Source organism: Streptomyces sp. SAS_272, assembly GCF_052543235.1.
The window spans coordinates 33,703-47,666 of sequence record NZ_JBMNDR010000049.1 but is presented as its reverse complement, the minus strand read 5'-3'; the positions used below and the strand labels follow the sequence as shown (position 1 = coordinate 47,666).

14 protein-coding genes are annotated in these 13,964 nt (G+C 73.1%); 6 read left to right on the top strand and 8 right to left on the bottom strand.

Annotation, left to right across the window (positions count from 1 at the left end; genetic code table 11):
* Positions 1-168 precede the first annotated feature (168 nt).
* Positions 169-1,545, top strand: a complete 1,377-nt coding sequence (locus ACN6LD_RS25605) for an NAD(P)/FAD-dependent oxidoreductase (protein ID WP_319191732.1) — start codon at positions 169-171, stop codon at positions 1,543-1,545.
* Between the two features lie 28 nt (positions 1,546-1,573).
* Positions 1,574-3,820 (top strand): FUSC family protein, encoded by a 2,247-nt coding sequence (locus ACN6LD_RS25600; protein ID WP_445044378.1) that lies wholly within the window; start codon positions 1,574-1,576, stop codon positions 3,818-3,820.
* Between the two features lie 67 nt (positions 3,821-3,887).
* Here the strand turns inward: ACN6LD_RS25600 and ACN6LD_RS25595 are convergent, their stop codons facing one another.
* From ACN6LD_RS25595 to ACN6LD_RS25575, 5 genes are all read right to left on the bottom strand, one after another.
* Entirely contained in the window at positions 3,888-4,319 is a 432-nt protein-coding gene (locus ACN6LD_RS25595; protein ID WP_319195528.1) for a hypothetical protein, read from the bottom strand.
* A 28-nt stretch (positions 4,320-4,347) separates the two neighbouring features.
* Entirely contained in the window at positions 4,348-5,184 is an 837-nt protein-coding gene (locus ACN6LD_RS25590; RefSeq protein ID WP_445044377.1) for a DUF1206 domain-containing protein, read from the bottom strand.
* A gap of 184 nt (positions 5,185-5,368) precedes the next feature.
* Complete coding sequence (locus tag ACN6LD_RS25585; RefSeq protein ID WP_445044376.1) at positions 5,369-5,674, bottom strand: DUF5133 domain-containing protein; 306 nt, start codon at positions 5,672-5,674, stop codon at positions 5,369-5,371.
* On the bottom strand, positions 5,671-6,525 hold the full coding sequence (locus ACN6LD_RS25580) for a SigB/SigF/SigG family RNA polymerase sigma factor (RefSeq protein ID WP_445044375.1): 855 nt from the start codon (positions 6,523-6,525) through the stop codon (positions 5,671-5,673). Before ACN6LD_RS25580 ends, ACN6LD_RS25585 begins: the two co-directional genes overlap by 4 nt.
* Before the next feature lie 223 nt (positions 6,526-6,748).
* Positions 6,749-7,192: an ATP-binding protein gene (locus ACN6LD_RS25575; protein WP_445044374.1), complete on the bottom strand. Its 444-nt coding sequence runs from the start codon at positions 7,190-7,192 to the stop codon at positions 6,749-6,751.
* Between the two features lie 140 nt (positions 7,193-7,332).
* On the opposite strand from ACN6LD_RS25575, the gene ACN6LD_RS25570 reads away from it, so the two are divergent.
* Together ACN6LD_RS25570 and ACN6LD_RS25565 are read left to right on the top strand one after the other, a co-directional pair.
* Positions 7,333-7,563 (top strand): hypothetical protein, encoded by a 231-nt coding sequence (locus ACN6LD_RS25570; protein WP_319195535.1) that lies wholly within the window; start codon positions 7,333-7,335, stop codon positions 7,561-7,563.
* Positions 7,564-7,896: 333 nt separating this feature from the next.
* The gene (locus tag ACN6LD_RS25565) at positions 7,897-8,352 is read left to right on the top strand and encodes a cyclic nucleotide-binding domain-containing protein (protein WP_319165530.1); all 456 of its coding nucleotides are present in this window, start codon (positions 7,897-7,899) and stop codon (positions 8,350-8,352) included.
* 158 nt (positions 8,353-8,510) lie between these two features.
* Here the strand turns inward: ACN6LD_RS25565 and ACN6LD_RS25560 are convergent, their stop codons facing one another.
* Both ACN6LD_RS25560 and ACN6LD_RS25555 read right to left on the bottom strand, forming a co-directional pair.
* Positions 8,511-9,815, bottom strand: a complete 1,305-nt coding sequence (locus ACN6LD_RS25560) for an MFS transporter (protein ID WP_445044373.1) — start codon at positions 9,813-9,815, stop codon at positions 8,511-8,513.
* A gap of 184 nt (positions 9,816-9,999) precedes the next feature.
* Positions 10,000-10,614 (bottom strand): LysE/ArgO family amino acid transporter, encoded by a 615-nt coding sequence (locus tag ACN6LD_RS25555; protein ID WP_319195538.1) that lies wholly within the window; start codon positions 10,612-10,614, stop codon positions 10,000-10,002.
* Positions 10,615-10,708: 94 nt separating this feature from the next.
* Here ACN6LD_RS25555 and ACN6LD_RS25550 point away from each other — a divergent pair, with 94 nt between their 5' ends.
* A complete protein-coding gene (locus ACN6LD_RS25550) occupies positions 10,709-11,632 on the top strand; it encodes a LysR family transcriptional regulator ArgP (protein WP_319195539.1) in 924 nt (307 codons plus the stop codon).
* Positions 11,633-11,781: 149 nt separating this feature from the next.
* Here the strand turns inward: ACN6LD_RS25550 and ACN6LD_RS25545 are convergent, their stop codons facing one another.
* On the bottom strand, positions 11,782-12,507 hold the full coding sequence (locus ACN6LD_RS25545) for a TetR/AcrR family transcriptional regulator (protein ID WP_319195541.1): 726 nt from the start codon (positions 12,505-12,507) through the stop codon (positions 11,782-11,784).
* A 162-nt stretch (positions 12,508-12,669) separates the two neighbouring features.
* Between ACN6LD_RS25545 and ACN6LD_RS25540 the strand changes: the two genes are divergently transcribed.
* Positions 12,670-13,887, top strand: a complete 1,218-nt coding sequence (locus ACN6LD_RS25540; protein WP_445044372.1) for a saccharopine dehydrogenase C-terminal domain-containing protein — start codon at positions 12,670-12,672, stop codon at positions 13,885-13,887.
* Positions 13,888-13,964: the final 77 nt, after the last annotated feature.

Sequence of the window (13,964 nt, the reverse complement as noted above, 5' to 3'; positions counted from 1 at the left end):
ACAGGTCCATCGGGGGGTACGACGCTGACCTCAGGAGAAACGTTCGTCTGCATGCCTCGCCCGACTGGCGGAACCGGTCCGGGCGCGGTGGTATCGATGAGGTGCGAACGGCCCGGGGCGGGGCACGCGCATGACGTCGGGGCAGACCGCCTGGAGCCGCAGAAAGGGATGGACATCGTGACACGACCCAGGATCCTGGTGGTGGGCGCGGGCTTCGCGGGGGTGGGGTGCGTTCGGCGACTGGAACGCGAACTCTCCGCCGCGGAGGCCGACGTCACCCTGGTGACACCGTTCGCCTACCAGCTCTATCTGCCGCTGCTGCCGCAGGTCGCCTCCGGCGTGCTGACGCCCCAGTCGATCGCCGTATCGCTGCGCCGCAGCAGGAAGTACCGCACCCGCATCATCCCGGGCGGCGCCATCGGCGTGGACCTCGCGTCGAAGGTCTGCGTCATCCGGACCATCACGGACGAGATCGTGAACGAGCCGTACGACTACATCGTGCTGGCTCCGGGCAGCGTCACCCGCACCTTCGACATCCCCGGGCTGACCGACCACGCGTTCGGGATGAAGACCCTCGCGGAGGCCGCGTACATCCGCGACCACGTCATCACTCAGCTGGACCTCGCCGACGCCAGCAACGACCCCGCCGAGCGGGCCTCGCGGCTGCAGTTCGTGGTCGTCGGCGGCGGCTACGCCGGCACCGAGACGGCCGCCTGTCTGCAACTGCTCACGCACAACGCGGTCAAACGCTATCCACGGCTGGACCCGAGCCTGATCAAGTGGCATCTCATCGACATCGCCCCGAAGCTGATGCCGGAACTCGGCGACAAGCTGGGCCGCAGCGCCCAGGAGGTGCTGCGCAAGCGCGGCATCGACATCTCGCTGGGCGTCTCGATCGCCAAGGCGGGCCCGGAGGAGGTCACCTTCACCGACGGGAGGGTGATCCCGACCCGGACGCTCATCTGGACGGCGGGGGTCGTGGCGAGCCCGTTGATCGCGACGCTCGGCGCGGAGACGCAGCGCGGGCGGCTCGTGGTCGGGGCCGAGATGAACCTGCCCGGGCACGACGGGGTGTTCGCGCTCGGGGACGCCGCCGCCGTGCCCGACCGGGCCAAGGGCGAGGAGGGCGCGGTCTGCCCGCCCACCGCGCAGCATGCGATGCGGCAGGGCAAGGTCGTCGCCGACAACGTCATCGCCACGCTGCGGGGCCGGCCGATGCGGCCGTACGTGCACAAGGACCTCGGTCTGGTCGTCGACCTCGGCGGCACCGACGCCGTCTCCAAGCCGCTCGGCATCCCGCTGCGGGGGCTGCCCGCGCAGGCCGTGGCGCGCGGCTACCACTGGTCGGCGCTGCGCACCGGGGTCGCCAAGGCGCGGGTCCTGACCAACTGGACGCTGAACGCGATCGCGGGCGACGATTTCGTGCGGACCGGTTTCCAGGCGCGCCGGACCGCGAAACTGAAGGACTTCGAGTACACGGACAGTTATCTGACGCCCGAGCAGGTACGGGCGCGGGTCGAGGGGACCGGCCCGGATACCGCCTGACATCCGCACGGCAGGAGAGTACGACGGCGTGAGGGCTGCGGCACGGGCGTTCGGCGCACGGTGGCGGGATCGGGTCGCCGCATCCGATCCCGGGCTGCTGCGTCTGGCGGCGGGGCTGCGGACGGTCGGCGCGATCGCCCTCACGCTGGCCGTGCTCTCCCTGCTGGGCGCGGACGTCTCGCATCTGGTGGCGGGCGCCATCGCCTCGATGGTCGCCACCTTCGCCGTCCGGGAGAAGCAGCGCGGCAGGCAGGCCGTCACCCTGGCGCTGGGGCTGCCCGTGGCGCTCGCCTCGGTGTCGCTCGCGGCGCTGCTCGGCTCCCGCACGGTGGCCGGCGACTTCTTCTTCCTCGCCCTGATCTTCTGCGCCGTCTACGGCCGCCGGTTCGGCGACCGGGGGACCGCCCTCGGGCTGATCGGCTTCCAGGTCTACTTCATGGCCCTGTTCGTCGGGGTCGGGACCTCGTCCCTGCCCGGCTACCTGGGGGTCGTCGCGGTGGCCTTCGTGTGCAGCGCGACGGCCCGGTTCCTGCTCGTTCCGCAGACCCCGTCCGGCATTCTGGAACGGCTGCGGCAGGCCTTCCGGGCGCGGCTCGCCCAGCTGCTGGACGCCCAGCTGGACCTGCTCGACGCCGGCCGGGACGACGCGGAGAAGGCTCTAGGCCAGGTGCGCGAGGGCACCGCCCGGCTGCACGAGACGGCCATGATGATCCAGGGCCGGCTGGCGGAGGGCACGCCCGACGAGACGGTCGCCCGTCTGGTGCAGCGCCGGATCGCCGACGCCGAGATCGCCGCCGAACGGCTGGGGCTGCTCCTCCTCACCGCCCGCAGCGCCGAGCGGGCCGACACCCTGACCCTGCACCTGCCCGGCGCGCCGCTCCCCGAGGCCACCCGGCTCCCGGTGCGGGACGAGGCGCTCGGCACCCTCCGCCGCGATCTGCGGGCCCTGCGGCTGCTGGTGCGGCATCCCGTCGAGGCGGGGTCGGGCACCGCGTTGTCGCAGGTGCGCAACCGGCTGCTCGACTACCGGGAGGAGGAGAACCTGCCGCAGGCGCCGCCTCCGGTGCAGGACGTCTTCCGGGGCATCGGTGAGACGGCGCGTGCGGTGCTGGGCCTGCGGATCGCCCTCGACGGGCCGCAGGACGAGTCCGACGACAGCCCCGAGACGGCCCGCTCCCGCGAGGAGCTGGACGCGGAGGACGCGGCGATCGACGGCGCCGAGGAGGACGAGACCCCGGCGGCCGAGGTCACCGGGCTGCGGCGGCCGACCACCCGGGCCGCCGTGCAGGTCGCCGTCGGGTCCTCGCTGGCCATCATCGGCGGCGAGCTGCTCTCCGCGCACCGCTGGTACTGGGCGGTGCTGACCTGCTGGATCGTGTTCATCAACACGTCCTCCACCGGGGAGATCCTGGTCAAGGGCTACCGGCGGCTGCTGGGCACCGTGCTCGGCGTGGTGGCCGGCATCGTGCTGGCGGGCCTGGTCGGCCAGCACACGTGGACGGCGTTCGCGGTGGTGCTGCTGTGCGTGTTCGCGATGTTCTACACCGCGCCGCTGTCGTACACGCTGATGTCGTTCTTCGTGACCGCCGCGCTCGGTGTGCTGTACACGCTGCTGCACACCTACAGCCTGTCCGTGCTGGTGCTGCGGGTGGAGGAGACGGCGCTGGGCGCGGCCTGCGGGATCGTCGCGGCGGCGCTGGTGCTGCCGGTGCATACGGACCGCCGGACCGACGAACTGCTGGCGACCGTGCTCGAGCGGCTGAGCGGGGTCACCGAGGCGGCCGTGGAACAGCTGAGCGGCGCTTCCCCGGCCGATCTGCTGGAGCAGGCCCGCGACCTCGACCAGGCCCTGGCCGATCTGCGGGCCGCCACCCAGCCCCTGACCCACCCGGTGACCCCGCTGCGGTCGCGGCGGGACACCGCCCGCTACGTCGTCGCGCTGCTGGAGACCTGCGCCTACCACGCCCGGTCCCTGGCGGCCACGGCGGAGCTGCTGCCCACCCATCCGTCGATAGCGGCGGATCCGCGGCTGCGCCGGGCCGGTGCGCGCATCCTGCACAACATCGGGGCGATCGACGCGCGCGTCACGGACGAGCGGAGCACGGCGGAGGTGCTGGCCGGGCCGAGCGTCGCCGCGCTGCTGAGTCCTGGCGTCCCGGGGACACCGCGCTACGGGCGGGTGACCGACCGGGTGCTGCGGCATCTCCAGCGCCTGGACGAGGCGGTGGTGGGCCTCGCCCGCCCGCTCGGGGCGCCGGTTGCGGCGCCGAAGTGAGAGCGGGCCGGAGCGGACCCGGACGCGGCCGGGGGTTTCCGCGGGCGGTGGGGAGGCCCGGCGGGGCTCAGAAGTCGGTGGGCATTCCGCTGGCCGCCGCGATGCCCCGCAGGGCCTCGGTGTCCTTCTGACGCTGCTGGATGCAGCCGGCTATCTCGGCGAGCCGGGACGGGTCGGACGCGGTGACCGCGTCGGTGACCACCCGGACCGGGCCGGTTCCGTCCACCTGGATCTCCACCAGCTGGTTGTCCAGCCGGCCGGTGACCGCAGTGGCGATGACCAGAGCGGCCTCGTCGCGGATCTCCTGCGGCAGGTCCTGGGTCTCCTGCGGGTCGAGGGCGAAGTCGATGCTTTCTGGTCGCTGGTCGTCGAGGGCGCGCAGCGCCGGGGCGACGACCTCCAGCAGGAGCTGGTAGTCGTCGCTGTCCATGCGGACGCGCAGCAGGTCGAGATACATGTCCACGGGCCGTCCGTCGCGCGGGAACTCTGCTTCGTTCATTTGGTCCGTGTTCCCCGGCAGACGGCCGTCAGACCTTGCGCCAGCGAGCCATGCAGAAAGAGAAGAGTCCGAAGAGGACGAGCCCGGCGGCGACGCAGGCCAGCAGGGCCGGCCCCGCGGGTGTGCCGGCGAAGGAGCGCAGGGTGTCGTCGAGCCCCTTGGCCTTGTCGGGCCGGTAGTCCACGGCGGCCCGGACGGCGAAGGCCCCGGCGGCCGCGAACACCAGCCCGCGGGCCGCACCGCCGCCCACTCCGGTGACGTCCACCATGCGCCGTGCACCCGGGGACATCTCCCCCAGCCGCAGCTGTTTGCGGTAGGAGCGCATGACGGCGCGGGCCCCGATCCACAGGCCCACGCCGACGATCCCGACGCCGGCCGCGCCGACGATCCACTGTCCGGCGGGAAGGCCGAGCACCCGGGCGGTGACGTCGCGGGACTGTTCGTCGCTGGAACCGCCCCCGTCGCCCGAACCGGCGGCGAACTCCAGCACGGAGTAGGCGACGAAGGAGTAGAAGGCGCACCGGGCGAGCGAGGTCAGCCGCTTCTTGGCGCTGCGCCCGTCGGCGCCGGCCCCGCCGAAGACGGCCTCGGACAGCCGCCACAACGCCATGCCCACCAGTCCGACGCCCAGCGCCCACAGCAGGACGGCGCCGAAGGGCTTCTCCGCTATCTCGGCGAGGGCGCCGCGGCGGTCGGCCTCCTGTGCGCTCTCGCCGAAGGCGATCTGCAGGGCGATCACGCCCACCAGCAGATAGATCACCCCGCGCGCGGCGAGCCCGGCCCGGGCCGCCCCCTTGGTCAGCGACCCCCGCGCCGCCCGCTCCGCCTCGGCGCGCCCGTTGCGCGCCCATGCACTCGCATTCATCCCGGCCTCCCCTGGTCCTCCCCGAACTTCGCGAGATCCGCATGCCCCGGCTCGGGCCGTACACACCCGCCGGCCTGCGTGGCCCCGACAGGTGCACAGGAGGACAGGCGCGCAGGAGGGCGGGCGCACAGAAAGGCAGGCGCACCGCGGCCGTTGCCGTGGTGCGCCTGCCCGTCCCGGCCGCTCAGGCGTACACCCGCGGGCCGTCGTCGGTGTGGCGTCCGGCGGCGTCGGCGGCCGAGGCCGCGTCGAGCCACTGGCGCGCCGTCTCCAGGGCGTGCCGCACGTCCCTGGTGCCGGTGGACACGCACAGCGTGTAGGCGAGGTCGCGGGCCTGCGGATGCCGGTCGCCCGCGCCGGACTCCCTCAACGCCTCGTACTCGTCGACGAGTTTGCGCAGAACGGCAGGATGGGGCATCAGCATGGGTCTCTTCTCTCCGTCCTTCGGTACGGACCCGGTGGTGAAGGGATGGGTGTCCTGCTGTGTCAACGCAGCGCCTCCTGGCGCACCCGCTCACAGCTGCGGCTGATGAGCCGGGAGACGTGCATCTGGGAGATGCCCAGCTGGTCGGCGATCCTGCTCTGCGTCATGTCCTCGAAGAAACGCATGTACAGGATGGCCCGTTCGCGTTCCGGCAGCCGCCGCAGACCCTCCTTGGCGGACTCGCGGTCCACCACGGTGTCGAAGGAGGAGTCGGCGGCGCCGAGCGTGTCGGCGAGGCTGTACCCGTCGTCGCCGGCCGGGAGCTCGGCGTCCAGCGAAAGCGTGCTGAAGCTCTCCAGAGCCTCCAGACCGGCCGCGACCTCGTCCTCGGTGAGACCCGTGTGCGCGGCGACGTCGGCGACCGAGGGCTCGGGGGCGCCCGGAGCCTGGGCCAGTTCCCGGCGGGCGACGCGCACCTTGTTGCGCAGCTCCTGCACACGGCGGGGCACGCGCAGGGCCCACATTCGGTCACGGAAGTGGCGCTTGATCTCGCCGGTGATGGTGGGCACGGCGTAGCTCTCGAAGGCGCCGCGCTCGGGGTCGAAGCGGTCGACGGCCTTCACCAGGCCGAGGGCCGCCACCTGGCGCAGATCCTCGGTCGCCTCCCCGCGGTCGCGGAACCGGCCCGCGATGCGGTGGGCCATGGGCAGCCACGCGGTGACGAGGTCGTCGCGCAGGGCGTCCCGTTCCGGCCCGTCCGCCAGTGCGGCGAGCCGGGCGAACCGGCTTGCCGTGTCGGGCGCGTCGTCGTGGGTGCGGCGCAGCTGGGCAGTGGTCTGCGCGGTGGGCCGGGAACTGGGCTGAGCAGGGGTGGAAGCCGTGACGTCGTGACGGCTTGTCGACATGTCGATAGGCATGCGGATTCGCTCCTGAACGGTCATTTCAGGGACAGACGACGAGAGGGCTCCTGCCACCCGGGGCGCACGGGGCGCCCCGGGGCGGACATACCGCTCCCGACGGCGCGCCTCCGGTCCGAAGCACGAACCTCCTTCTGCCCTGCCCCCGGGGGCGCAAACTCCGCTTGCCCGAAACCCGCTCACGGAATTTCCGGGGCGTGCCCGCAGAGGCCCGGCGCACGGGTCAGAACACCGGCACGACGGCGGTGACGCGCTTACCGCCGGAGGGAAGACCGGCCACCCGGACGTCGTGCGCCAGCCCGCAGACGATCGGCCAGCCGCGGCCGCCCGCACGGCGCCGTCCGTGTTCGTCGTACGGATCGACGGCGACGGGCAGCCGGTCGCTGCGATCGCTGACGGAGACCAGCACGGTCCGGCCGTCCAGTTCGACGTCGAATCCCGTCATGCCGCCCCCGTGGAGGATGGCGTTGGTGGAGAGCTCCGAGGCGACGAGCAGCGCGTCGCAGAGGCCTTCCTCGTCGTACGGGCGTCCGGTGGCCCCGCATCGGCCGGCCACCGCCCGCCGCACGGCGTTGCGGACGTCGGCGGGTCGGCATCGCTCGTGCTCCCCGCACCGGGACGGGTCGCCCGGCGTGTCCACGGAATCAGTGGAGTCGTTTCTACGCATCCCTTCGCTCCCCTGGCCGGGTCCAGCCTGCGCCGGACCGCGTCGCGCGGTCCCTCTTCTCTCCGGCTGGCCGCCCCGCCCACGGCCAAACCTCCCGGCCGGGGAGCAATCGTCCACCTCTGCCGGGGTAGACGGCGTACATGATGGATGTCGTGGACTCGGACGAACTGCTGCGCCGCATCCAGCGGGCCAGGACCTGCGCACAGGAGGAGGTGCGGGCCTGGCGGGCCCGCGACGCGGATCTCGCGGACGCCGACGCCGACGCTGCGAACGCGGCGCGCGACGCCCGCACGCGGGGGATCGCCTACGAGGCCGTCCTCAGGGTGCTGGACGAAATCGTGACCCCGGGCCGCTCGGCGGAGGGGCCCTGACCCGGCCGGCATCAGTGCGGACCAGTGCCCGGACTACGTCAAGTGAGGCCCTCCGGACGGCAGATGAGGTGAAACAGGTCACGCAACCGGGTTTTTGGTGTGCCAAATACCTGCGAATGGTTTACCGTTCATACACACGTGGTGGTCGGGGTCGACTCACTTCTCCTCCGCGCCCCACGCCTGTACCGCCCTGGCTGGCTTCCCCCGTCCAGCCAGGGCTTTTCTCTGCCCGCACGCGGAAAGTTCCGTCCGCCGAGGTGCCCCGGGCGTCCCGAGCGGCTGAAATGGGAGAAGGCAAGCACCCCAGTCGATCGCCGGCGAGAGGCCCGCGCCATGACCAGAGCGACCAAGTTGCTGACCGCCCTCCCTCCGCCCCAGCGCCAGCGCCTGATGGCCCTGGCCCGTGAGGTCTCCTTCCCGGAGGACGCCCGGATCTTCGAGGCGGGGGGCACGGCCGACCGCTTCTGGATCCTGCGCTCCGGCGCGGTCTCGCTCGTCCAGCAGGTGACCTCGCTGCGCCGGGTGACCGTGGCCGGCCTCGGCTCCGGCGACCTGCTGGGATGGTCGTGGCTGTTCCCGCCGTACCGGTGGGACTTCGGCGCGGAGGCGTTCAGCCCCGTGCGCGCCTACGAGTTCGAGGCGCAGCCGGTGCTCAAGCTCTGCGAGGAGGACCCCGCGCTCGGCCTGACGCTGGTGCGCATCGTGGCCGAGATCCTCGCGCACCGGCTGGAGATGACCCGGGGCAAGCTCATGGAGCAGTACGGGACGCACCGGCGCGGAGTGCTGTAGCGCCCGGCGCCGACGAGCGCGGCGACGGCATGTGCCCGACGGCGATGGAGCGGCAGGCCGGCGTCCACGACCGACCGGCCTCCGCGAGCCACCCGCGTCTTCGGGCCCTCACCCGGCGTCCGCCGCACCCTCGTGGCGACCCGCGCCCGGGCCCCGGGTCAGATGCGGTAGCGGCGCAGTGCGGGGACCGCCGCCGCCAGGCCCAGCATCGCCACGACCACCAGCAGTCCCCCGCCCGTCACGGCCGCGCGGGGCCCGAAGGCGGCCCCCGCGGTGCCGTGCAGAACGTCGGCCAGGCGCGGGCCGCCCGCCACCACCACCGTGAACACTCCCTGCATACGGCCGCGCATCTCGTCGGTGGCCGCGGACAGCAGGATCGCCCCGCGGAACACCATGGAGACCATGTCGGCGACACCCGCGCAGGCCAGGAACAGCACGGCGAGCCACAGACTGCCGCTGAGCCCGAAACAGGCGATCGCCGCGCCCCACGCGACCACCGCCCCGATGACCATCCAGCCGTGCCGTCGCGCCCGGGAGAAGGTGCCGGACAGCAGTCCGCCCGCCACCGCTCCGATGGGGATCGCCGCGAACAGCAGGCCCAGGGCGAGGCCCTCGCCGTAGCGGGCGAAGGTCTCGGCGGCGAGCTGCGGGAACAGGGCGCGGGGCATGCCGAAGACCATGGCGATGACGTCGGCGAGGAAGGACAGCAGCAGCACCTTGTGCCGGGCGATGTAGCGGAAACCCTCCGCGATCTCCCGGATGCCCGCGCGCCGGACCGTCGCGGTCGCCGTCGGCGGCAGCGCGGGCAGACGGACCACGGCCCACAGGGTGACGCAGAGCGCGACGGCGTCGAGGAGGTACAGCTCCGGCAGGCCGATGACGGGGATCAGCGCACCGGCCAGCAGCGGGCCCGCGACCAGACCGGTCTGCATGACGGTCGACCCGAGGGCGTTGGCGGCTGCCAGTTCGCCGGCCGGGACCAGCCGGGCGATGGAGGCGTTGCGGGCCGGCGCGTTCAGGCCGAAGAACGCCTGCTGGGTGGCGAGCAGCACCATCAGCACGGCCACCGAGCCGAGGCCCGCCGCCGCCTGGAGCCAGAACAGCACCGACGTGACGGCGATGCCGCCGTTGGTGACCAGCAGCAGCTTGCGCCGGTCGACGGTGTCGGCGACCGCGCCGCCCCACAGTGCGAACAGCACCATCGGCGCCAGTCCGGCCAGGCTCGCGTAACCGACCCAGGCGGAGGATCCGGTGAGGTCGTAGATCTGCTTGGGCACGGCGACGGCGGTGAGCTGACTGCCCACCGCCGTGACGACGGTGGAGGACCACAGCCGCCGGTAGGCCGGTCGGCGCAGCGGCCGGGTGTCCATCGTCCAGCGTCGCCAGCCGCGCCGGGCACCGCCCCGTGGGCTCGGGTCGGCCTCCTCGGCCTCGGGTGCGGCGCTGCTCTCGCTCGTGTCCACGCGATTCCTGGTTGCTCGGTACATCTTTCTGGTCCGGGGTCACTATCCCAGCACCTACGCGAGTTCCGCCGCCCTTCGGACAGAAGATCTCGACAGTCGGACGAGGGCCCTCGTCCGACTGCCCACCGTCCGCGCCCCTCGGCCGGCCTGCGCGGGTCCGCCCCGGCGCGGGGTTACGGGCGGCTCAGGCCCCCGCGACGAGCGTCACGCCGAGGACGATCATCGTGGCGGCGACCAGGCCGTCCAGGACGCGCCAGGCCGAGGGCCGGGACAGGAAGCGGCCGAGCAGCCGGGCCCCGAAGCCCAGTGCGGCGAACCAGCACACGCTGGCGAGCGCGGCGCCGAGGCCGAAGGTCCAGCGCAGCGGGCCGCGGTCGGCGGCGACGGAACCGAGCAGGAACACGGTGTCGAGGTAGACGTGCGGGTTGAGCCAGGTCATCGCCAGGCAGGTGAGGACCGCACGCCGGCGGGAGCCCACCGGGTCGCCCCCGGTCACCAGCGCGCCCGACGGCCGGAACACCCGCCGGGCCGCCAGCGCCCCGTATCCGAGCAGGAACAGGCCGCCGATCCAGGCGACCGCGGTCAGCACGCCCGGCCAGGCGGTCACCAACGCGCCCACCCCGCCCACGCCGAGCGCGATGAGCAGGGCGTCCGAGAGGGCGCAGATCCCGACGACGGCGACGACGGCCTCCCGTCGGATCCCCTGGCGCAGGACGAAGGCGTTCTGGGCTCCGATGGCGACGATGAGCGAGAGACCGGTGCCGAACCCGGCGGTCGCGGCGGCGAGGGCGTGGGACATGCCGTCCACGCTAGGGAAGCGAAATCTCCGCGTACAGCTAAAGATTCTTACGTATCATTAGTTCCCGTGATGACGACGTGATGACGACGACGTGATGACGGACCTGCCCCTCGACCAGGTACGGACACTGCTCGCCGTGGTGGACGAGGGCACCTTCGACGCAGCCGCCGCCGCGCTGCACGTGACGCCGTCGGCGGTCAGTCAGCGGGTCAAGGCCCTGGAGCAGCGCACCGGCCGGGTGCTGCTGCTGCGCACCAAGCCGGTGCGGGCGACGGAGTCCGGGGAGATCGTCGTGCGGTTCGCCCGCCAACTGGCCCGGCTGGAGCGCGACACGCGGTCCGAGCTGGGCATGAGCGCGGAGGGCGAGCCCACCCGGGTGACGGTCGCGGTGAACGCCGACTCCCTCGCCACCTGGTTCCTGCCCGCCCTTTCCCGGGTGCCGCAGGAGCCGCCGCTCTGTTTCGAACTCCACCGCGAGGACGAGACGCGCACGGCGGAACTGCTGCGCGAGGGACTGGTGATGGCGGCGGTGACCTCGTCGCCCGACGCGGTGACGGGCTGCTCCGTGCGCGCACTGGGCACGATGCGCTATCTGGCCGCCGCGAGCCCGGAGTTCGCGGCCCGCCATCTCGCCGAGGGCCCGCTTCGCGAGACCCTCCCCCGGGCGCCCGTGATGACGCTGGACCGCAGCGACGACCTCCAGGACGCCTTCGTGCGCGGTCTGCGCCGTGGGGCGGGCGGCGCGAGCGCCCTGCGCCACGCCGTGCCGACCTCGGAGGGCTTCGTGACATCGGTCGTCGCGGGCTTCGGCTGGGGCATGGTCCCCGAAGCACAGGCCGAGGCGCCGCTGCGGGCCGGCCGACTGCTCTCCCTCGCCCCGCGCAGGCCCCTCGACGTCCCCCTGTACTGGCAGCGGTGGCGGCTCGACTCGCCCGCGCTGGCCGCGGTCTCGGACGCGGTGGCGGCGACGGCGGCCGAGGCCCTGCATCCTCCGCGCCGGGACCCACCACAGCGCTAGCCGGCGGCCGACGGGCGGCGCAGGAGAAGCCGGCCTCGCAAGGGTGGCGGGCCGGGCACGGGTGGCCGGCCGGGCCAATCCTTGGGCGGGCCGCCGCCCATGGGGCGTCGGCCCCTCGGACGCGGCAGGCCCGACGGTACGGCGGGCCCTCAGGGTGCGGCGGAACGGTTCTCGTGCAGGGCCGCCAGCCGGGTCTGCGCGCTGTCCAGCAGCATCTCGAGTGCCGTCGGGTAGGCGCTCGTCACCATGCGGGTCGACAGCAACGCGGCCGCCTCGGCGATCCGCGGGTGGGTCTCGGCGGGCAGACGGGCGTAGGTCGAGCGCCACATGCCCTCGTCGGCGCGCTGCGCGGCCCGCGGCAACGCCAGGGCCGCGGCGTCCAGGGCGGCGAAGGCCAGGGTCTGGTCGATGAAGGCGTGGTAGATCCGCACGGTCTCCGGCAGCGGGAAGCCGGCCGTGCGCAGCACGTCCAGCACGGCCTCGTCGGCGGCGAGTTCGTTGGCCCGGCCGGTCACCCGGCTCGCGGTGAGCTGGGCGGCCTGCGGATGCGCGACATAGGCGGCGTGGATGCGCACGCCGACGGCGTGCAGATCGGCCCGCCACTCCCCCGTCCGCCGCCAGCCGCGCAGCGCCTCGCCGATGAGCGCGTCGCCGATGGCCAGGGTGAGTTCGTCCATGCCCCGGAAGTACCGGTAGAGGGTGCTGGGATCGCAGTCGAGGGCGAGGCCGAGGCGGCGGGCGGTCAGTCCGGCGCTGCCGTGCTCGCGCAGCAGCCGCAGCGCCGCCTCGACGATCAGCCGCTCGGACAGCACCGTGCCGCTCCTGGTGGGCCGGCGTCTGCGTCGCTTCTCCTCGGGCACGACCTGCTTGGCCATACGTCCCGCACGCTCCCTCCGGCCTGTCGCCGTCGTGCCCTCGACCCCGGGCTTCATCCTTATGCCAACGCCATTGACCTTACGCGAGCCCCAGGCGTTGTATCGGTGCTGGGCCCCGCTTCGCACACGTCGTTCTCAGGTTGAGCCGAGGGAGTTCTTCTCATGCGCGTCCTGCTCGTTGGCGCCGGCGGTGTGGGCACCGCCGTCACCCGCATCGCCGCCCGCCGTCCGTTCTTCGAGGCGATGGTGGTCGCCGACTACGACCCCGCCCGTGCCGCGGCCGCCGTCGCCGCTCTGGACGGCGACCGCCGGTTCGTCGCCGAGCGGATCGACGCCGCCGACGAGGCGGCCGTGGCCGCCCTGCTCGCCCGTCACCGCTGCGACGTCCTGCTGAACGCCACGGACCCGCGGTTCGTGATGCCGCTCTTCGGCGCGGCACGCACGGCCGGCGCCACCTACGTCGACATGGCGATGTCGCTGTCCCGCCCGCACCCGGAACGGCCGCACCAGGAATGCGGCGTCAAGCTCGGCGACGCCCAGTTCGCCGAGGCCGACGACTGGGCCGCCGCCGGCGCCCTGGCACTGGTCGGCATGGGCGTCGAGCCGGGCCTCTCGGACGTCTTCGCCCGGTACGCCGCGGACGAGCTCTTCGACGAGATCGAGGAGATCGGCATCCGCGACGGCGCGAACCTCACCGTCGAGGGCTACGACTTCGCCCCCTCCTTCAGCATCTGGACCACGATCGAGGAGTGCCTGAACCCGCCGGTCGTCTACGAGGCCGACCGCGGCTGGTTCACCACCGCGCCCTTCAGCGAGCCCGAGATGTTCGACTTCCCCGAGGGCATCGGGCCGGTGGAGTGCGTCAACGTGGAGCACGAGGAGGTGCTGCTCGTACCGCGCTGGGTGAAGGCGGACCGGGTCACCTTCAAGTACGGCCTCGGCGCGGAGTTCGTCGAGACGCTCAGGACGCTGCACCGCCTGGGACTGGACGGCACCACGCCGGTGCCGGTGCCGAGCGCGCAGGGACCGGTTCACGTCTCGCCCCGGGACGTGGTCGCCGCCTGTCTGCCCGATCCCGCGACGCTGGGCGAGCTCATGCACGGCAAGACCTGCGCGGGCACCTGGGTGCGCGGCGTCAAGGGCGGGGCGCCCCGCGAGGTGTACCTGTACCACGTGGTCGACAACCAGTGGTCGATGGCCGAGTACGGCAGCCAGGCCGTGGTGTGGCAGACGGCGGTCAACCCGGTCGTCGCCCTCGAACTGCTCGCGACGGGCGCCTGGTCGGGTGCGGGCGTCCTCGGGCCCGAGGCGTTCCCGGCCCGCCCGTTCCTCGACCTGCTGACGGAGTACGGCTCGCCGTGGGGGCTACGGGAACAGTGAACGCCTTTCGGGGCGCGCCCTGTTTCACTTCCGTCTCGCCGGTGACCCGAACGTGAGCAACCCATCCGGCAAGACAC

What these genes read in the sequence shown, in the direction of transcription:
- ACN6LD_RS25605 (WP_319191732.1), top strand. Translation starts at nt 169, where the DNA reads ATGGACATCGTGACACGACCCAGGATCCTGGTGGTGGGCGCGGGCTTC.
- ACN6LD_RS25595 (WP_319195528.1), bottom strand. Translation starts at nt 4,319, where the DNA reads ATGAACGAAGCAGAGTTCCCGCGCGACGGACGGCCCGTGGACATGTAT.
- ACN6LD_RS25590 (WP_445044377.1), bottom strand. Translation starts at nt 5,184, where the DNA reads ATGAATGCGAGTGCATGGGCGCGCAACGGGCGCGCCGAGGCGGAGCGG.
- ACN6LD_RS25580 (WP_445044375.1), bottom strand. Translation starts at nt 6,525, where the DNA reads ATGCCTATCGACATGTCGACAAGCCGTCACGACGTCACGGCTTCCACC.
- ACN6LD_RS25575 (WP_445044374.1), bottom strand. Translation starts at nt 7,192, where the DNA reads ATGCGTAGAAACGACTCCACTGATTCCGTGGACACGCCGGGCGACCCG.
- ACN6LD_RS25570 (WP_319195535.1), top strand. Translation starts at nt 7,333, where the DNA reads ATGATGGATGTCGTGGACTCGGACGAACTGCTGCGCCGCATCCAGCGG.
- ACN6LD_RS25565 (WP_319165530.1), top strand. Translation starts at nt 7,897, where the DNA reads ATGACCAGAGCGACCAAGTTGCTGACCGCCCTCCCTCCGCCCCAGCGC.
- ACN6LD_RS25555 (WP_319195538.1), bottom strand. Translation starts at nt 10,614, where the DNA reads ATGTCCCACGCCCTCGCCGCCGCGACCGCCGGGTTCGGCACCGGTCTC.
- ACN6LD_RS25550 (WP_319195539.1), top strand. Translation starts at nt 10,709, where the DNA reads ATGACGGACCTGCCCCTCGACCAGGTACGGACACTGCTCGCCGTGGTG.
- ACN6LD_RS25545 (WP_319195541.1), bottom strand. Translation starts at nt 12,507, where the DNA reads ATGGCCAAGCAGGTCGTGCCCGAGGAGAAGCGACGCAGACGCCGGCCC.
- ACN6LD_RS25540 (WP_445044372.1), top strand. Translation starts at nt 12,670, where the DNA reads ATGCGCGTCCTGCTCGTTGGCGCCGGCGGTGTGGGCACCGCCGTCACC.